General features: G+C 39.8%; 16 protein-coding genes and 1 pseudogene. 7 read left to right on the forward strand and 10 right to left on the reverse strand.

Translation table 11 applies throughout. The annotated features are described in order from the left end of the window. Positions 1 to 226: 226 nt before the first annotated feature. On the forward strand, positions 227 to 1030 hold the full coding sequence (locus AY606_RS04720) for an oxidoreductase (protein WP_067865511.1): 804 nt from the start codon (positions 227 to 229) through the stop codon (positions 1028 to 1030). Between the two features lie 57 nt (positions 1031 to 1087). Beyond that, positions 1088 to 2086: an NADP-dependent oxidoreductase gene (locus AY606_RS04725; protein WP_067865514.1), complete on the forward strand. Its 999-nt coding sequence runs from the start codon at positions 1088 to 1090 to the stop codon at positions 2084 to 2086. A 288-nt stretch (positions 2087 to 2374) separates the two neighbouring features. Here the strand turns inward: AY606_RS04725 and purD are convergent, their stop codons facing one another. From purD to AY606_RS04765, 8 genes and pseudogenes are all read right to left on the reverse strand, one after another. After that, positions 2375 to 3658 carry a phosphoribosylamine--glycine ligase gene (gene purD, locus AY606_RS04730; protein ID WP_067865516.1) on the reverse strand — a complete coding sequence of 428 codons (1284 nt, stop codon included), beginning with the start codon at positions 3656 to 3658 and terminating at the stop codon, positions 2375 to 2377. Between the two features lie 130 nt (positions 3659 to 3788). Next, the gene (purH, locus tag AY606_RS04735; RefSeq protein ID WP_067865519.1) at positions 3789 to 5363 is read right to left on the reverse strand and encodes a bifunctional phosphoribosylaminoimidazolecarboxamide formyltransferase/IMP cyclohydrolase; all 1575 of its coding nucleotides are present in this window, start codon (positions 5361 to 5363) and stop codon (positions 3789 to 3791) included. Positions 5364 to 5457: 94 nt separating this feature from the next. Then, positions 5458 to 5727 (reverse strand): DNA-binding transcriptional regulator Fis, encoded by a 270-nt coding sequence (gene fis / locus AY606_RS04740; RefSeq protein WP_001086304.1) that lies wholly within the window; start codon positions 5725 to 5727, stop codon positions 5458 to 5460. Between the two features lie 385 nt (positions 5728 to 6112). After that, positions 6113 to 6982 (reverse strand): DUF3426 domain-containing protein, encoded by an 870-nt coding sequence (locus AY606_RS04745; protein ID WP_067865522.1) that lies wholly within the window; start codon positions 6980 to 6982, stop codon positions 6113 to 6115. Between the two features lie 15 nt (positions 6983 to 6997). Beyond that, on the reverse strand, positions 6998 to 7903 hold the full coding sequence (prmA, locus tag AY606_RS04750) for a 50S ribosomal protein L11 methyltransferase (RefSeq protein WP_067865525.1): 906 nt from the start codon (positions 7901 to 7903) through the stop codon (positions 6998 to 7000). Positions 7904 to 8019: 116 nt separating this feature from the next. Further along, entirely contained in the window at positions 8020 to 8913 is an 894-nt protein-coding gene (locus AY606_RS04755; protein WP_067865528.1) for a bile acid:sodium symporter family protein, read from the reverse strand. Between the two features lie 285 nt (positions 8914 to 9198). Beyond that, on the reverse strand, positions 9199 to 10089 hold the full coding sequence (locus AY606_RS04760; protein WP_067865531.1) for a bile acid:sodium symporter family protein: 891 nt from the start codon (positions 10087 to 10089) through the stop codon (positions 9199 to 9201). A 280-nt stretch (positions 10090 to 10369) separates the two neighbouring features. After that, positions 10370 to 10717, reverse strand: a pseudogene (locus tag AY606_RS04765) (hypothetical protein); the annotation flags it as partial. A gap of 257 nt (positions 10718 to 10974) precedes the next feature. Here AY606_RS04765 and mnmG point away from each other — a divergent pair. The 3 genes from mnmG (at position 10975) to AY606_RS04780 (ending at position 14841) form a co-directional block, all read left to right on the forward strand. Continuing rightward, complete coding sequence (gene mnmG, locus AY606_RS04770; RefSeq protein WP_067865537.1) at positions 10975 to 12855, forward strand: tRNA uridine-5-carboxymethylaminomethyl(34) synthesis enzyme MnmG; 1881 nt, start codon at positions 10975 to 10977, stop codon at positions 12853 to 12855. Positions 12856 to 13167: 312 nt separating this feature from the next. After that, positions 13168 to 14373: a 3-(3-hydroxy-phenyl)propionate transporter MhpT gene (mhpT, locus tag AY606_RS04775; RefSeq protein ID WP_067865540.1), complete on the forward strand. Its 1206-nt coding sequence runs from the start codon at positions 13168 to 13170 to the stop codon at positions 14371 to 14373. Positions 14374 to 14514: 141 nt separating this feature from the next. Then, positions 14515 to 14841, forward strand: coding sequence for a hypothetical protein (locus tag AY606_RS04780; protein WP_067865543.1), 327 nt, complete (start codon positions 14515 to 14517; stop codon positions 14839 to 14841). A gap of 380 nt (positions 14842 to 15221) precedes the next feature. Here AY606_RS04780 and glnG read toward each other — a convergent pair whose 3' ends face one another. Then, a complete protein-coding gene (gene glnG / locus AY606_RS04785) occupies positions 15222 to 16703 on the reverse strand; it encodes a nitrogen regulation protein NR(I) (RefSeq protein ID WP_067865546.1) in 1482 nt (493 codons plus the stop codon). After that, positions 16690 to 17799: a nitrogen regulation protein NR(II) gene (glnL, locus tag AY606_RS04790; RefSeq protein WP_067865549.1), complete on the reverse strand. Its 1110-nt coding sequence runs from the start codon at positions 17797 to 17799 to the stop codon at positions 16690 to 16692. The genes glnG and glnL overlap by 14 nt, the downstream gene beginning before the upstream one ends. 360 nt (positions 17800 to 18159) lie before the next feature. Between glnL and rimO the strand changes: the two genes are divergently transcribed. Together rimO and pyrH are read left to right on the forward strand one after the other, a co-directional pair. Continuing rightward, entirely contained in the window at positions 18160 to 19503 is a 1344-nt protein-coding gene (gene rimO / locus AY606_RS04795) for a 30S ribosomal protein S12 methylthiotransferase RimO (RefSeq protein WP_067865552.1), read from the forward strand. Positions 19504 to 19561: 58 nt separating this feature from the next. Further along, positions 19562 to 20290, forward strand: a complete 729-nt coding sequence (gene pyrH, locus AY606_RS04800) for a UMP kinase (RefSeq protein ID WP_067865555.1) — start codon at positions 19562 to 19564, stop codon at positions 20288 to 20290. The last annotated feature ends 14 nt before the right edge of the window (positions 20291 to 20304 follow it).

A 20304-nucleotide genomic window follows, 5' to 3' on the forward strand; every position in this document is an offset into this window, starting at 1 on the left:
CATTCAATCCAACATTCATTTCTTTTAATCTTCAGATTTCACTCAATTTTATGTATTAGCTCTTAAACTAAAAAATAAAGTCAGTATTAATTTAATCTTAATTATAAATCCGTAAAAATGATTACTATCATTTTAGTAGTAACTATTTTAATTTTACATTATGATCAAAACTTCAAGGTGAAATTGATTATCTAATCATCAACACATTGCAAGTGAGAAATTTTGTATGAAGAGTAAGGTAGTTCTGATTACAGGTGCATCTTCTGGTATTGGTTTAGCAACAGCCGATCTTTTACATGATGCCGGTTTTATTGTGTATGGTACCAGTCGACGTGCAAGTAATGCTTTTCAATATAAATTTCATCTGATCGAGCTAGATGTAAATAACGATGATTCGGTTAATCATGCAATAGAAAAAGTTCTTCAAAATGAAGGTCGAATTGATGTTTTGATCAATAATGCAGGATTTGCAATCGCACCCGCTGGTGCTGAAGAAAGTTCGATGCAACAAGCGCAAGCTATTTTTGATACCAATTTTTTTGGTGCTGTCCGAATGACCCGTGCTGTACTTCCAATAATGCGCCAACAGAAAGCAGGATTGATTCTGAACATTAGCTCTGTTTTAGGACTGCTGCCAATGCCCTTTGGTGCACTTTATTCTGCCTCAAAACATGCGCTTGAAGGTTATTCGGAGTCTTTAGATCATGAATTGAGGACGCATGGAATTCGTGTTTCACTGATTGAACCTGCTTACACTAAAACGTCATTAGGCATAAACCTACTTGAAGCAGATGCAAAAATCTCAGCGTATGAGCATAGTCGTGAGAAACTACATCAACAAATGATAAAATCAATAAATAAGTCAGATGACCCTAGTGTTGTTGCCAAGACTATTTTAAAAGTAATCAATAGCTCACAAATATTTCCGCGATATACCGCAGGTAAAACTGCAAAACTTTTAAAGAACATCAGACGATTTGCTCCGGTAAATTTATTTGACAGCTTAATTCAGCGAAGTTTGAAAGTGTAATCTAACTCAAAAAATCCATTTCTACCGACCAGAACATTAAATATATAAAGGTTCCAAATGAAAGCAGCTTATATTAATCATTATGGAAAAATCCATGATATACAGCTAGATGAACAGCCTCAACCCTCTATGACAGAAAATACTGTACTTGTTCAGGTTCATGCAGCAAGTATTAATCCCCTTGATTTACGCGTGCTGGAAGGTGAATTTAAAGCAATTATACCTGTTAAGTTTCCATTTATTTTAGGCAATGATTTTGCTGGTGTCGTTGTACAAATTGGTTCTAAGGTTACTCAGTTCAAAATTGGTGATGAAGTGTATGCCAAGACAGATATGAATGGGGCTTTTGCCGAATATACCGTAGTTGAGCAATCGTCACTTGCAATAAAACCTCAAAATATTTCGATGGAGCAGGCTGCATCACTACCTCTCGTATCCTTAACCGCATGGCAAGCCTTAGTGGAGATTGCAAAAGTTAAATCAGGACAAAAAGTATTGATTCATGCAGGCTCAGGTGGTGTAGGATCGATAGCAATTCAGCTTGCCAAACATCTAGGTGCAACTGTCGCCACAACAACAAGTGGTAAAAATATTGGCTGGGTAAGAGAATTAGGCGCAGATATTGTTATTGACTATAAAACGACAGATTTTGAGCAAGAACTGAAAGATTATGATGTAGTCTTCGACACTCAAGGTGGAAAAGTTTTAGAGAAATCAGTCAATGTTCTAAAGCGTAATGGACGCATTATTAGTATTTCCGGGCCGCCAGATAAAGCCTTTGCTAAAGCAATCAATGCAAACTGGTTATTAACATTTATTATTCCTCTCTTAAGTTTGTCAATTCGTAATAAAGCCAAAAAAAGAGGGATTACCTACTCATTTTTGTTTATGCAGCCGAATGGTCAACAGCTATCTCAAATATCAAATCTTGTTGAAATAGGAAAAATAAAGCCTGTGCTAGATACAGAATATGATTTTTCCAAAATAAAGGAAGCACTTGAATACGTAAATACTGGACGTGCTAAAGGTAAAGTTATTTTAAAAATTTCCGAATGATAATGTTCCCCCATAGTAAAATTTTATAGAGAAAGATTTTAATGTCATCGCTAAATCCAAGCGATCTTTATAATTTTCCTAAAATTAACATAATTTAGTTTATACGAAATAACTTTTTAATTATTTAAAAACATGTGGTTAAGCTTTATTTGAAGGGGAGAATGTAGCTGACTGATGTTCAGTATGAAATATCAGCTTCTTGAAATCATACTTAGATTTTAAAACGAGTAAGTCTAAAAAGCCCACGAAAATGTGGGCTTTTTAGACTTACTTTATTCTTTAAAAGAATTAAGCATTTTCACGCGCAATCGCACGGTAACCAATATCTTTACGGTATTGAACGCCGTCAAAAGTCACTTTTTCACACAGTTCCAATGCTTTCGCTTGCGCTTCGCCAATTGTGTTACCGAGTGCAGTTACACATAGCACACGACCACCAGCAGTCACAATTTTACCGTTTTCATTGGCTTTAGTGCCTGCATGGAAGACTTTGGCATCAGTCATGATCGTATCTAGACCTGAAATTACATCACCATTACTTGAAGTTTCCGGGTAGCCTTTAGATGCAAGCACGATACCTACAGTTTTACGTTCATCCCATTCAGCTTCCGCAGGTAAGTTCCCTGCAATACCCGCTTCAACCAAATCTACCAAAGATGATTTTAAACGCATCATGATCGGTTGGGTTTCAGGGTCACCAAAACGGCAATTAAACTCAATCACTTTAGGTTGACCTTGTTCATCAATCATCAAGCCAGCATACAAGAAACCTGTATATACGTGACCGTCTTTTTTCATACCTTCAACAGTCGGACGCATTACTTCATTCATGGCTTTTTCGAACACCTCAGCTGTCACAACTGGAGCAGGAGAGTAAGCACCCATACCACCTGTGTTTGGACCTTGATCGCCTTCAAAGATACGTTTGTGATCTTGAGAGGTTGCCATTGGCAGGATGTTGTCGCCATCAATCATACAAATGAAAGATGCTTCTTCACCGGCCAGGAATTCTTCGATGACAACACGAGAACCTGCATCACCAAATTTGTTACCTGCCAACATATCATCAATGGCATCGAATGCTTCTTGATTAGTCATGGCAACAATCACGCCTTTACCGGCAGCAAGACCGTCAGCTTTAATGACAATCGGTGCACCATTTTTTTCAACAAAGGCTTTCGCTTCAGCAACATCAGTAAAGACATCGTAGAATGCCGTTGGAATGTTGTGGCGTTTCAGGAAATGCTTCGCAAATGCTTTAGAGCCTTCAAGCTGTGCTGCAAATTGAGTCGGGCCCCAAATTTTTACAGCAGCTGCACGGCAAGCATCGACTACGCCATTGACGAGCGGAGCTTCCGGACCAACAATCACAAGTTCTACAGCATTATTTTTTGCAAAATCGATAATTGCAGCATTGTCTAAAATACTTAAATTAACATTTTCACATTTATTTTCAGTGGCTGTACCTGCATTGCCCGGTGCAACAAAAACTTTCGCTACTTTATCGTCTTGCGCGATTTTCCATGCCAATGCATGTTCACGTCCGCCATTACCCAATACTAAAATATTCATCGCTTCATACTCCATGAATCGAAATAACATAAAGTCCTCAACCCAGAACAGGTGAGGACTCTATGCAAGATTTAGAAATCTGTTTTAAACCACATGTATGACTTTGTCATTACAGTCAGGATGCCATCAATTAATGACGGAAATGACGCATGCCAGTGAATACCATTGCTATGCCAGCTTCATCAGCCGCTGCAATAGTTTCTTCATCACGCATAGAACCACCCGGTTGAATAATGCATTTGATTCCTGCTTGAGCAGCATTATCAATACCATCACGGAATGGGAAGAATGCATCAGACGCCATTACAGCACCTTCAACCACTAAGCCTGCATGTTCAGCTTTAATCGCTGCAATACGAGCAGAATTGATACGACTCATTTGACCTGCGCCGACACCAATGGTTTGACGACCTTTGGCATAAACAATCGCGTTGGATTTCACGTATTTCGCAACTTTCCAGGCAAAGATCATATCGTCGATTTCAGCTTCAGTTGGTGCACGTTTAGTCACAACTTTAAGATCATCTTTAGTGATCATGCCTAAGTCTTGATCTTGAACCAGTAAACCGCCATTTACGCGTTTATAATCCAACTGAGATTTGCGCGCATCGATTGCTGGAAGTTCACCACATACCAGTACGCGGACGTTTTTCTTCGCACCAGTCACTTCAAGTACGCCATCAGCAATACTTGGTGCAATGATGACTTCAACGAATTGACGATCAACAATTGCTTGTGCAGTTGCAACGTCTAATTCACGGTTGAATGCAATGATGCCGCCAAATGCAGATTCAGGATCTGTTGCATAAGCGAGATCGTAAGCTGCCTGGATGCCATCTAGAGAAACTGCAACACCACAAGGGTTCGCATGTTTAACGATTACACACGCAGGTTTAGCGAAAGATTTCACACATTCAAGGGCTGCATCTGTATCTGCAATGTTGTTATAAGAGAGTTCTTTGCCTTGAAGCTGAGTTGCTGTTGCAACAGACGCTTCAGTTGCTGTGTCTTCTACATAGAAAGCAGCAGATTGATGAGGATTTTCACCATAACGTAAATCTTGAGCTTTATTTAATTGCGTATTAAAGGTACGTGCAAATTTGTCTGCCTGACCTTCCTCGACACCTACGCGAGCGCCTAGGTAAGAAGCGATCATGCCATCGTACTGTGCAGTATGTTCAAATGCTTTAACTGCCAAGTCAAAGCGAGTTTCAAGAGATAACGCACCGTTGGTTTTTATTTCAGCAATTACGGTATCGTAATCAGCAGCATTAACCACAATACCCACAGACGCATGGTTTTTCGCAGCAGCACGAACCATGGTTGGGCCACCAATGTCGATATTTTCGATTGCATCAGCCAATGAACAGTTCGGTTTAGCAACGGTTGCAGCAAATGGATACAGGTTCACAACCACTAAATCGATGGCATCGATATTGTGTTCTTGCATTACCGCTTCGTCTAGACCACGGCGAGCTAAGATACCCCCATGAATTTTAGGATGTAGTGTTTTAACACGACCATCCATCATTTCCGGGAACCCAGTGTGCTCTGAAACTTCCACTACAGCGATATTGTTGTCTTTAAGCAACTTATATGTACCGCCAGTAGATAAAATTTCTACCCCAAGAGCTACAAGGTTTTTAGCAAATTCAACGATCCCTGATTTATCAGATACAGAGATTAATGCGCGTTTAATAGTCATGATTTTCGTCAACAATATTAAAGGTCTAGATTAAAACAGAAGGCAAAATATAAGATAAAAAAAATGCCCACGGTAACCGTGAGCATTTTATCATTTATTCACTCATTAAACCGTGAGCTTTTAACTTTTTACGTAAAGTACCACGGTTGAGTCCGAGGATCTCGGCAGCGCGTGTCTGATTCCCACGCGTATATTCTAGAACTACAGATAGAAGAGGTTTCTCCATTTCTGCCAGCACCATGTCATATACCTGAGAAGGTTGCTCGCCTTGCAATTGTGCAAAATAATGGCGAACTGCGCGATCTACGTGAATACGAAGAGCGACATCAGATTGTGCAGTAAAAATAGGAGATTTGCTATTCATGCGAATTAATCCGAAAAATCAAATATCACTTGGGTAAAGGGATATATAAAAAGGGTCTAAAATTTTAATTCCGTTTTAGGTCCTAAAACGGAAGTTCTAAAACTTGTACATTTAGCTTGCCACAACTCGACGGTTTTGATCGAAAATTAAGCGTAACAATAGTTTAATATTTGTTACTGACCAAAATCAAAACAAAAAAATCTACTCAATACGCATTATGATGATAAAGCGCATATAAGCTAAACTATAATTGTTGTGAAAATAGTGAGGAGTTTGCAGCACAAAGCTTTCGTGGCGCGTATAATAGCATTGTCTAAGAAAAAGTGAGCAAGAAAACTGCATTTTTTTTACATTTTTTTGTTTTTTTTAATAGTTTTTTTCAATATTAAGGTCGAATTATTTCCAAACTGTAGGTATCAAAGCTTTTGCGTTCCACAGGAAGGCTAAACTTGAATTTAAAAGGACTATTCTGTGGAATTCGTTGTATTCCGGTAAGACTGTCAATCAGGTATTCAGAAGGCTGGAAAAAATAAGAAGAAATAATTTCCCCATTATCTTTTAAATTTACCTTAATAATTGGCAAGGCTAAACTTTTAGAATGGTAATTAATGAGCTCACCGGTGAATTGAGTTTTTTGTTTAGAAATTTGTTTTACTTTCACTTTATTGGTGGAGATGAGACTATAATTTTGTTCCATAATCGAACAATTAAATGCCTGACAGGCGCTATTAAATAAACCACTAAACACCGGACTATTATTTAAAATTTTTGGATTAAACCAAAAAAATTGAAAAATAAGTAAACCAATCAAACATAAATTAACAACACTCCATAAAACATAGTTCCAAGGACTTTTTTTATTTTCTTGTTCTAATTTTTCAGACCAATTCAGAGCTGGATATGTTCCAATCGGGTCTGTGCTGAAATAATTTAAATTGTTGAGATAGGTTTTTAAGTCAATATTGGAGTTTTCCACTTTACGATCGAAAATATCCAATAAATATTGTTCTGGGTGCTGATTTGCCATAAAGGTCTCAGCGTTTATCACATGAGATTGAGGGTTTTTATTGTCAAGATTTGCAGGGGAGGTCGATGTAGTAGAAGGTTGATCTGCTTCTACTACAAGATGCGTTAACGCATTAAAATTTGTCGAACATTTCGCGCAACAAACCATGCCTCGAGCAACTGTCAGTTGAGCCACGGAGACTTTATACTTGGTAAAACAGTTAGGGCAGTAGGTTTGTTTTTCGCTCATAGTCTATTCAAAATTTTAATGGGTATTTTGGCGTTTTCCTGAAATTCGGCACCAATGTTCTTCGCGTTTTTCGACTTGAAGTATATCAAAAAACTCAGAATAAACACTAGAAACATCAGCAACTTGCTCTTCTAATATGCCTGCAAGTGCGAACTCGCCCTCAGATTTAACTAAAGTTGCGAATTCAGGCGCAAGAGCCATAAGCGGGCCAGCAAGAATGTTTGCGACAAATACATCCGCTTTTTGAGCTTTAAACTCTTCATTGAATTCATCAGGCAAACCAACAAATAAGTTTCCTAATACCCCATTCAATTCAGCATTCTGTTTAGTCGCCAGCACTGCTTGAGGGTCAATATCCGTGGCATATACTTTTTTGGCACCGAATAACAGTGCAGCAACGCCTAAAATGCCTGAACCACAACCATAATCAATGACAATTTTATCTTTAAGATCAGTTTTGCCGAGCCATTGTAAGCACAGGAAAGTACTGGCGTGATTACCTGTACCAAAGGCTAGACCTGGATCAAGCTTAATATTTACAGCATCTGCTTCTGGGGCTTCCATCCATTCTGGAACAATCCAGTATTTCTCACCGATTTGAATCGGTTCATAAGCATCCATCCACGTGCGTTCCCATTCTTGGTCTTCCATAAACTCATGACGTAATGGCGCTTCAGGCATTTGTGCGGTAATAAATGTCGTTAAAGCATCGACATCAATTTCTTCACCTTCTTCTTGGGCGTAGATGCCGGTCACAATGACTTTATTCCAAAGTGGAGTTTCACCTGGAAGTGGTTCAAGTAAGTCCTGATTTTCAGCATCATCTAAAGTTACGCTAACAGCGCCTAACGAACTGAGGAGAGTTTCAGTAAAATCGACTTGAGCTTGATCAACGGTAATATGAATTTGTAACCACTTCACGGAGATAACCTAAATTTGTGTTTTTAAAAATGCCATTGTAACGGAACTCAGGCTTAAACAACTATAGATTGATAAAAACTATGCTGAAAATAAAAGGACGCCTACCTGCCATCCTTTTATTTGGACCCTATGAAGTAACTCACTACGGCGTGTGGCTGTGGTGCAAATTTATTGAGCAGCATGCCAAATGCAGCGGCAAAGACATACATGAAAATAGAATACACTGCGGCTGGCATAGCAATGGTAGAGCTGGCCATGACAGTAAGGGCAATCGTCATGGCAAGTGTGCTGTTATGAATGCCAATTTCAAAAGCGCAAGCACGGGCTTGGGCACTATTAATACCCAGTAAGCGCGGTACAAAATAACCAATGATTAAACTACACAAGCAGAATAAAACAGTTGCCAAGCCCACTTGCGCTAAATATTCCAAAATTTGATGACGTTCTTTTGCGACTGCACCAATAATAATTAGTATAAGAAAGCTCACCGCAAAAATGCGCAGCGGTTTATTTAGTTTGGCCGTGAAGTGGGGAGCATAACGTCGAATCAGCATACCCATCCCTACAGGAATAATAATGATGGCAAACACTTGCAATATTTTGCTGAACTGCAAGCTAATTTGTTGTCCATCATTCATAAAGTATTGAATGGAAAAATTAACAATAAAAGGCAGTGTAAAAGCAGCAATGACTGAATTGATCGCAGTTAAAGTAATATTGAGTGCTATATCACCTTTAAAAAGATAGCTAAATAAGTTGGCTGTACTTCCTCCGGGTGAGGCTGCAAGTAGCATCAGGCCAACAGCAAGCAGAGGCGGAAGCGCTAATACTTTACAAATGATAAATGCAATGCTGACTAAAACCACCAATTGGCAAAACAGGGCAATGAAAACCACCTTGGGTTGCTGGGTTACGCGGGCGAAATCTTTTAGGGTAAGCTCTAGCCCTAAACCAATCATAATAATGGCAAGTGCTAAAGGTAATAAAATGGTGATGATTCCGGAATCCATTCAAAATCTCCTTTTTAAATTCGTTATTTTTTTGCTCTGGGTGGAAATTTTCTTGTACTGATTTATATAACTTGAATACTGTTAAGTGTATAGCGGATATATATAGAATATGGAATAGCAAAAATTGTTCTTTAGTCACTACCTGGTAATCGCATTAATTGTCTTTGATTTTTTTTGCTTGGAATGAAGACAATTGCGCGGAGGAATCATTATTTTACTTAGATTTTATTCCCATCACAGCCTAGATCTATCAAAAGCATCTATTGTCTCTATGAATCAGACATTTTAATCATTCATTACTGCTGAATTTTCTTCTTTAGGGAGTCGTGGGCGTCTTGTTAAAATGTAGCCAAAGATAAAAGCAAAAATGTACATAAAAATAGAATAGATTCCAGCAGGTAAAGCAATGGTGGTACTAGATAATACGGATAATGCAATCGTCATTGCAACTGAGGTGTTATGAATGCCTATTTCAAAGGTACAAGCGCGTGCCTGTTTGTCAGAAATCCCTGCCATATGCGGTATAAGATAGCCAACCGATAAACTGATAAAACAAAAAAGCGCAGTTGCAAATCCAATATCGGCAAAATATTCGACAATGTTAAAACGTTCTCTATATATGGCATAAAAGAAAATCAAAAATAAAAACAGCACGGAAAATAATCGCATGGGTCTATTCAGTTTTAGTGCAAGGTTGGGTGCGATTGAACGAATCAACATTCCCAAACAAACCGGGATAAAAACAATTAAAAAGACTTGGGTGATTTTTTCAGCCGGCATACCAATTTTTGCATGGTCACCTAGAAAGTAATGAATCGACAGATTGACGATAAACGGCAAGGTAAAAGTACAAATCAGCGAGTTAATCGCGGTGAGCGTAATATTGAGTGCTACGTCACCTTTAAAAAGATAGCTGATTAAGTTTGCAGTTGGTCCACCGGGTGAAGCAGCCAGGAGCATCAAGCCTACAGCTAATAGTGGAGGGAGTTTTAACAAAATACAGATTAAAAAAGCGATCAAAACCAGAATAATCAGTTGGGCAAATAAAGCCAAAAAAATAACTTTAGGGTGGCGTTGTATACGAAGAAAATCTTTTACTGTAAGTTCCAGCCCTAATCCTGTCATCATAATGGCAAGCGCTACGGGTAAAAAAAAAGCAAATAAACCCGAATTCATGGAATATCCTTTTTTCTATTTTTTATCCTTTAATATGCTTTGAGTTTAAACGAGTTGTGTAAATAATCAATATGCAGAACGGGTAAAAGTAGTTCTTTTACCCGTTGATAATTTGAATAAAATTAGTGTCTTATATAAATTATTGCGACAGAAGTTTAGGTTAAGGTTGCATTTGTGGTTGAGTTTGCATTTCAGGTTGCATTCCAGGCTGAGAATACATTTGACGTTGCATATCCGGTGGGGACTGCATTTGACGTTGCATATTAGGTTGGGACTGCATTGAAGGTCGAGGTGGTACAAAACCTAAAGCGCATTTCCCTTTGATTTCTGTACCATTCACCATTACCATTTTAGTATTCATATCTCCACTACAAGCAGTGGTTAATTCTACTTCATCTCCATTAACAGCAGCATTTTTTGCAGAAGGGAAGAATTGAGGTTCACAGGTACCATTCCAGATTACACCTCGATAAGCAAAGCTGACTTGAGCACCTTGAGTTTTACCTTTACAAACCTGTTGATATTTCTGCGCATTATAAACCTTTTCAACTTTATCATTGGCAGAGGCTGCAAATGGTGCAAGACATAAACCACATAGAATGGATGAGAGCAGGAAATTCTTATTCATCTTTTATACCTTTGGTTGTAATGTATCCAATATCAAGCTTAAAAAATAACCAAAATAAAACAATGCCAATCACGTAAATTTTTGCCGACTAAGTGTTTTGTTTCTATAGTAACTCTGCAAAGCATGATTACATTGCAACTTTTTATGGATTGCTACACAGTCAGGTCTTGATTGATAAAATCGACTGATTTTATCCACTTATCTTTCTCAGTTTTGATATAATAATCCGTCTTTCTTTTTTTATCTCTCAAACCATTATGCATTATCCTAAAGTTTACGATGTCATTGTTATCGGTGGCGGTCACGCAGGTACCGAAGCAGCACTTGCTGCAGCGCGTATGGGTCGCCAGACTTTGCTCTTAACTCATAACATTGAGACTTTAGGGCAGATGAGCTGTAATCCTGCCATCGGTGGTATTGGTAAATCCCATTTAGTTCGTGAAATTGATGCCTTAGGCGGTGCAATGGCACTTGCTGCCGATAAGAGCGGTATTCAATTCCGTATTTTAAATTCACGTAAAGGCGCTGCGGTACGTGCCACGCGTGCGCAAGCAGACCGTGTACGATTTAAAGCAGCCATTCGTGAAACTCTAGAAAATCAGGCTAACTTAGATATTTTCCAGCAAGCGGCGGATGATTTAATTGTTGAAGGCGATACAGTTAAAGGTGTAGTGACTCAAATGGGGATTCGCTTTGATGCGAAAACTGTGGTGTTAACTACGGGTACCTTCTTGGGAGGTGTCATTCATGTCGGACTTGAAAAATCTAACGGTGGTCGTGCGGGTGATCCGCCATCAATTTCATTGGCTGCACGTTTACGTGAATTGAATTTACCAGTCGGTCGCTTAAAAACAGGTACACCGCCACGTATTGATGCACGTTCAGTTGATTTCTCTGTCATGACGCCGCAGCCTGGTGATTTCCCGTCTCCGACCATGTCATTCATGGGTGATGCATCTATGCATCCGGAACAAGTGAATTGCTATATCACCCATACCAACGAACGTACTCATGAAATTATTCGTGGCGGACTCGACCGTTCACCTATGTATACCGGTAAAATTGAAGGGGTAGGTCCGCGTTATTGCCCGTCAATTGAAGATAAAATTCACAAATTTGCAGATAAAAATTCTCACCAAGTATTCCTTGAGCCAGAAGGTCTGGATACGCATGAGCTTTATCCAAACGGTATTTCAACTTCATTACCTTTTGACGTGCAGTTTGAATTGGTACGATCAATCCGTGGTATGGAAAATGCGCACATTCTTCGTCCGGGTTATGCAATCGAATACGATTATTTTAATCCACAAGCATTGAAATTCTCGCTTGAAACTAAAGCCATTGCTAATTTGTATTTTGCAGGTCAGATTAACGGTACCACGGGTTATGAAGAAGCGGGTGCACAAGGTTTACTTGCAGGCTTAAACGCTGCACGCCGTGCCTGGGACCAAGAACAATGGACACCAAAACGTGATGAAGCGTATATGGGCGTGTTGGTTGATGATTTGATTACACTCGGTACAAAAGAACCGTATCGTATGTTTACTTCACGTGCCGAATATCGTTTGATGCTGCGTGAAGACAATGCGGATCAACGTTTAACTGCAATCGGCCGTGAAATGGGCTTGGTTGATGATACGCGTTGGGCAGCTTATTGCGAAAAAATGGAAGCAGTGGAAAAAGAAACTGGTCGCCTACAGCATTTATGGGCTGCGCCCAACAATCCAATGGGTAAAAAATTCGTTGAGTTGACAGGTGCAGATCTTTCTAAAGAGTGTTCTGCGATTGATTTGTTGAAACGTCCAAATATCAATTTTGCTCAAATTGCAGAATTAACCAATTCTGAAGTGACTCCATTTGTGGGCGAGCAAATTGAAATTGCAGTGAAATATGCCGGTTATATCAACCGTCAACATGAAGATGTTGCACAGATGAAGCGTCTGGAAGAAACACGTATTCCTGCCGATTTTGACTTTGATATCATTTCTGGTTTATCGCGTGAAATCACCTTGAAATTGAAAGATGTGCGTCCTGAAACTTTAGCGCAAGCGAGCCGTATTCCGGGTGTTACACCTGCTGCGGTACAGTTAGTCATGATTACGATTCGTAAGAATGCCCAAGCGAAGAAATCTGCGTAATTTTCCGGTTTAAAAAAACCCGCATAAGGCGGGTTTTTTTATGCTTAATTTTCATGAATCAATTTTGAATATGGTTTAATCACAAATAACTACTATAAATATAAGTCATTGAAAATAAATACCAATAAATAATACTAAGACTTAAATTGTCTACTTGTTTAATCTTTTAAGTCTAATTTGATGGGCTTTCCATATTTTTATGCCATGAAATCCGACTATTGTAGTGGTATTTCTATCGAACGATTGCACAGAGAATAGTGAGATGAGTCGTTATTGTAAAAACGATTTGTATACTATTGATGGAGATCAATCATGGCACAAACACACACAGGGAAACTACAAAAAATCTTAACGATATTTTTGTGTTTTTGGGTCGCATTTTTTGAAGGTTTCGATCTTCAAGCACCAGGTATTGCAGCGAAAGGAATTGCGGCAACCTTTGGTTTAGATCAGATTCAGATGGGATATGTCTTTAGTTTGGGCGTATTTGGAATGCTGTTTGGGGCATTCTTTGGTGGACGTATTGCAGATTATTTGGGACAAAAGAAAGTCCTGATGTTATCTATTGGTATTTTTGGTGTTTTCATGTCGCTGACTGCAATTGCACCAAGCGTCGAATTTTTATACGCAGCACGCTTCTTTACTGGACTTGGCTTGGGTGCAGCAATGCCGACCATGATTTCAGTGGTGGGTGATGAAGCAACGGAAGCCAATCGCGGCAAGTTAAATAGCCTGATGTATTGTGGTTTACCCGTTGGCGCAATTTTTGTAGCTGGTCTGGCAATTTTATTGCCTGAAATCGAATGGCATACCTTGTTTTTGATTGGTGGTTTAACGCCGTTAGCGTTTATTCCATTTATGGCGTTTATTCTTAAAGATAAGCCAAACCCTGTAGCTGTAGCACAAGTATCTACACAAGCTGTTCCGGGAATGGCGCAAGTATTGTTTAAAGACCAACAGTATAAAAATACCTTGCCACTTTGGGTCGGTTTCTTCTTTACCTTAATGATCAATTATATTTTGATTAGCTGGTTGCCTAACTTGCTGATGGAACAAGGTTTGCAAAAACAACAAGCATTCATGGTGATGTTGGTATTCCAGGTGGGCGCGGTAATTGGGACTTTGGCTTTGGGTTACTTGCTTGATCGCTTAAAACTCTGGCAAATGGCAGTGATTATTTATAGTGGTTTGTTTGTTGCCTTGAGTTTGTTATTCACCACCACATCTATTCCAATGTTGGTTTTGGCGGGGGTAATGGGCGGGATCTTCTCAACAGGTGGTCAATCCATTCTTTACGGTATTTCACCGATCTTTTATTCAGGCACCGGTAAAGTGACCGGTGTGGGTAGTGCGATTTCTCTAGGGCGTTTAGGTGCGATGACCGGACCCTTGCTGACAGGGAAAATATTGGCGCTCGGTTTAGGAACCACGGGTATTTTAATGGCGAGTTTGCCGGCAGTGGTAATTTCTGCTGTGGCGGTCACTGCATTATCGCGTTATAAATCTGCGCATAAATAGATGATTGCTGATCTTTAAAAAAACATGACTTTAAAAAGGGAATCTAAAGATTCCCTTTTTTATTGCAAATATGGATTGAAAAAATAAAGTCGGCTCAATAATTTGCTAAAATGTATATATAGCAAACAGACTTATTTTTATATGGCTTATCAACTTATCTCGTTATCCATTCAAGCAACGGACAACATTCAGTGTCCCCATTGTCAACAAGATGTCATTAATTGGGCTGAAGAGCAGTATGTGCAGCCTTGTGAGCATACTTTATTTATTGCCATGGATATCGGTTTTGAATATATGACCGATGAATTTGAGCAAAGCATGCCGCGTTCGGTGGATGATCTGCATGCGCATGATGATCAGGTAAATATGTTTGCAGAAATCACGCAATCTACTTATCCCAATTATTTGATTTTTCAATCTGATTTGGGCATAGCTGGGTATTCTCGCTATGTAGGTTTTACTGCATAAATAGCATTTAACAAAAAAGCTTCCGAACCTGGTAATACTCGTCAGTTAAGAAATTTTAAAATAAACTATTTAACTTTTGATTAGTGTGGAAGGGGCCTTAGCTGTTTTAATCCTATCTTAGGGGTTCATTGCTTCCGTGCGAACCAGTGTTTCTATTTGCTAAAAGAACTAAAAGCATTTTTGTTATTCATAAACCTGTTTAATTTGTATTTCTTAATCTTTTATTGAAAAGACAATAGCTTACTAACATCTGGTGGATTGTGAATGGCGTTTATATCTATCGAATGAATCTCCATAATTATAAAAGATAATGCCAGTCAATTTTTAACTGACTGGCATTATCTTGAAGAGGCTTTTATTTTTAGGGAAGTAGAAGGAATTTAGTTTTCGATAACTTCTTCTTCAATATCCTCATCTGCGGTGTCCATTCCTAATTCTTTCAGCTTGCGAGTCAAGGTATTACGTCCCCAACCGAGTAATTCAGCGGCATGACGTTTGCGACCACGGGTTTGCTGTAAAGCGGCAGTAATTAAAGTACGCTCGAACATGGGGGTAGCAATGTCCAGAATCTTCATTTCGCCATTTTTAAGCTTTTGGATCGCCCATTGCGCCAGTAATTCATCCCAATGATGCAGCGAAACACGATCAGAAGTATTGTGCGGTTGCGCCTCATCACCAGAGCGTTGAATGGGAATCTGTTTTAATTCAGCTGGTAAATCCTCAGGATAAACTTCACGTCCGGTAATCATGACGGTAAGCCAGCGGCAGGTGTTTTCTAGCTGACGGACGTTGCCTTGCCAAGGTAATTGTTGCATATACTCTTGGGTTTCAGGACGCAAGATTTTAGGATTCACCCCTAATTCTTTACCTGCACGTGCCAAGAAATGCTGCGCCAACATCGGAATGTCTTCACTACGATGGGCCAGTTTTGGAATATGAATACGAATCACGTTCAGGCGATGATACAAGTCTTCACGGAAGCGGCCATCATGCACCAGCTTTTCCAGGTCTTGATGCGTTGCTGCAACAATACGCACATCAACCTTTACCGGAATATGTCCGCCCACCCGATAGAATTCACCATCTGCCAAAACACGCAGTAAACGTGTTTGGGTTTCAAAGGGCATATCACCGATTTCATCTAAAAATAGCGTACCGCCGTTGGCTTGTTCAAAACGACCTTGACGTTGTGAGTTGGCTCCAGTAAACGCGCCTTTTTCATGACCGAAAAGTTCAGTTTCAATCAGGTCCTTAGGAATGGCGGCCATGTTTAAGGCAATGAAAGGCTTGCTGCTACGTGGTGAATGACGATGCAGGGCATGCGCAACCAGTTCTTTGCCAGTTCCCGATTCACCGTTAATCAGTACAGTAATGTGTGACTGTGACAAACGGCCAATCGCACGGAAAACTTCCTGCATTGCAGGTGATTCACCAATGATTTCGGTGGTTTGAATAGGTGGTGCTGTTTTTGCAGATTCTTGTTGTTGTAACTTGGCAATATGCAAAATTGCGCGATTGACCAATGCCAATGCTTCATCAATATCAAAGGGTTTTGGCAGATATTCAAAAGCACCGGTTTGATAGCTTGAAACCGCAGATTCCAGGTCCGAATGTGCGGTCATAATAATGACAGGCAGATCAGGGTGACTGGTTTTGACTTTGCCTAAAAAGGTTAAACCATCTATTCCTGGCATACGGATATCGGTCAAAATCACATCAGGTGTATCTGTATTCAGTTGATCAAGCGCAGATTGTGCTTCTTCAAAACTGGTAACGTCAAAACCTTCTTCTTTAAATGTTTTTTCCAATACCCAGCGCATGGCGCGATCATCATCAATTACCCATATTTTATTTCGCGACATGGTTAAACTCCCAAGGTAAATATAAGCTAAAGACTGTTTTTCCTGGAACTGACTGGCATTCAATCATTCCGCTATGTTGGTGCATAATATTTTGTGCAATGCTCAAACCAAGGCCTGTGCCCTTGGCACGTCCTGTGACCAATGGATAAAACACCGATTCTAAAATCTCTTCTGGTACACCTGGACCATTGTCTTCAATATCAATACGAACAGCAGAACGCTTTAACACACCATTAATAGTAACGAGGCGTTGAATCCGTGTTCGCAAAATAAGTTCAGGTTGATGGTCAACAAAGAATTCTTTATTTTCCATCATGGCTTGTACGGCATTTACGCTAATGTTGAGCATCACCTGAATCAGCTGATCACGGTCTGCCATGACGTCAGGTAAAGACAAATCATAGTCCCGAATGATTTTGATTTTCTTTTTAGTTTGATTGGTAACCAGTGAACGGACACGTTCGAGTGGCTCATGTACATTCACTGATTCATAACTTGGTAATTGACGTGAACCGAGCAGGGTATCTGCCAGATTACGTAAGCGATCCACTTCACTAATAATAATATCAGTAAATTCTGAATATTGAGGATCATTTAAACTACGTGCCAGCAGTTGGGTTGCACCACGAATGCCCCCTAAAGGATTTTTAATTTCGTGTGCCACACCACGAATCAGTTGCCGTGCAACTTGATGTTGTTGAATCAGGTTTTCTTCTTTAGAAATTTTCAACATCCGGTCGATTGGATTTAATTCTATTAGTAGAAGTGGGTGATACGGTTTTTGATCGTTTATTCGTGAAACCGTATAATCCACATGCATATCTTTAAAGTTGACACTGATAGTTGCTTCGCGGCGGGTGTAATTTTGTCCCGTGATGAAAGTGTTCAATAAAGCTTCTTCAGTATTGAATTCATCATCCGGCATATGCAGTAAATTCAAAACAGGCTGGCCTGACGCGCGTAGCAAACTAATGTCAAACAAAGATTCACAAGAAGAATTTAAATAAAAAATATTCAGCTGGCTATCGACCAGTAAAATGGCGGTGGTTAAGTTATCCACTAAAAGGCGATAGTCGATCCCGACGGGTTGATCCATTAGCGAAAGTATCCTGTATTAAAATAGCGCAATGGTATCTGCACCTCTTGTTATTCCTCCCTGTTATGGGACATTCAACCAGTTAAATGTTGTCGAAATAAAGCAAAATGCACGCCAACTTTGAGCAAGGGTGGAAATAAAAATTCTGAAGCTATAAAAATGTGCTTTTTGTTATTTGAGTACAGAATTTAAATAACATATTAAAGCAAATAAAAATATTAGTGAACCAAAATGGTGCGCTTAAAATATTTGATAAAAATTTGGACGTATTTTGGTGCGTTATGCAAAGAGTCGGCTTTCTACCTATTTTTATGATCGGAAAAGACATACAATACGCGCATTATAGTGGAGTGCAGATTCATGAAATCCCCCAAAGTCGGTTTTGTTTCTTTAGGTTGTCCTAAGGCATTGGTAGATTCCGAACGAATTTTAACTCAGTTAAAGACTGAAGGTTATGATGTAGCATCAGATTATGAAGGTGCTGATTTGGTTGTTGTTAATACCTGTGGTTTTATTGAATCTGCAGTACAAGAATCGTTAGATGCAATTGGCGAAGCGATAAGCGCAAATGGTCGTGTCATTGTGACTGGCTGTTTGGGTAAAGATGAAGACAAAATTCGTAAAATGCACCCAAGTGTCCTTAAAGTGACCGGTGCCGCGGCATATCAAGAAGTGATGGAGGCCGTACATCAGTACGTACCTGAACCACCAAAGCATAACCCATATATTGACCTTGTTCCTGAACAAGGGATTCGTTTGACCCCTAAACATTATGCCTATTTGAAAATATCGGAAGGCTGCAACCATCGTTGCACATTCTGTATTATTCCAAGCATGCGTGGTGATCTGGTTTCTCGTCCTGTAGGTTCGGTTTTAAGCGAAGCACAAGCGCTGAAAAATGCAGGCGTAAAAGAAGTCCTTGTTATTTCTCAAGATACTTCTGCTTATGGTTTAGACACCAAGTATAAACTCGATTTCTGGAACGGTCAGCCGGTTAAAACCAAATTCTTCGACATGTGTGAAGCCTTAGGTCAACTCGGCATCTGGGTGCGCCTACATTACGTTTATCCATATCCACATGTGGATGCGGTGATTGACTTGATGGCACAAGGTAAAATCCTGCCATATCTGGACATTCCTTTTCAGCATGCCAGCCCGCGGATCTTAAAATTGATGAAACGACCGGCGCATAGTGAAAACACATTAGAACGCCTTAAACTTTGGCGTGAAAAATGTCCTGAACTGGTGATTCGTTCAACATTCGTGGTGGGTTTCCCGGGTGAAACTGAAGAAGATTTCCAGATTCTGCTTGAATGGCTCAAGGAAGCACAGCTTGATCGCGTAGGTTGCTTTACCTATTCCCCTGTAGAAGGTGCGACAGCAAATGATCTGCCGGATCATGTACCTGAAGAAATCAAGCAAGACCGTTACGAACGCTTTATGCAAGTACAGCAAGAAATTTCAGCAGCCAAACTGCAAAAACGCATTGGTCAAACCATGACTGTACTGGTAGACGATCTGGAAGATGAATTTCCGGTGGCTGTGGCACGTTCTTATGCAGATGCGCCTGAAATTGATGGTAATGTCTTTGTTGAAGATATTGATAAGAGTCAAGTTAAAGCTGGTGATTTGCTTGAAGTCGAAATTACCGATGCAGATGAATATGATTTATATGCAAAGTTAATTCGAATTAAAGCAGCTTGATCTGTCATAAAAGTATACGAATAAAATTTTAGATATTGGAAGATTCGGAGATTTCCTGATGTTGGATTCAAAAAAGCCCCGTTATGAACGTATTTTGCTCAAGCTTTCTGGTGAGGCGCTTGCTGGAAATAAAGACATGGGGATTGATGCACAAGTGCTTGATCAAATGTCTTTAGCCATTGCACATTTGGTCGGTTTGGGTGTGCAAGTCGGTATCGTGGTAGGTGGTGGTAACCTGTACCGCGGTAGCCAACTGCAAAAAGATGGTTTGGTTGGCCGTGTAACAGGTGACCAAATGGGTATGCTTGCCACTGTAATGAATGGCTTGGCATTACGTGATGCTTTGGTGCGTCGCAATATTAAAACCCGTTTAATGTCTGCTTTGCCTATTGGTGCAGTCGTTGAATCCTATTCAAGCCGTGATGCGATTCGTTATTTAACTCAAGGTGAAGTGTGCGTATTTGTTGCAGGTACGGGTAATCCGTTCTTCACTACGGATACAGCCGCTTGCTTGCGTGGTATTGAAATTGAAGCCCACCTGATCTTGAAAGCCACTAAAGTGGATGGCGTATATAATAAAGATCCAAGCAAATATGACGATGCAGTAAAATACGAAACGCTTACCTTTGATCAGGTACTAGATGAAAAGTTGGGCATTATGGATTTAACGGCAATCTGTTTATGCCGTGACCACAATGTGCCACTTCAAGTATTCGATATGAATAAGTCGGGTTCATTGCTTTCAGTGGTTATGGGCGAAAAAGAAGGGACTCACGTTACCAATTAATGACGTGAGCCTGA

It is taken from the genome of Acinetobacter sp. SFB, assembly GCF_001647545.1.
Classification (GTDB): domain Bacteria; phylum Pseudomonadota; class Gammaproteobacteria; order Pseudomonadales; family Moraxellaceae; genus Acinetobacter.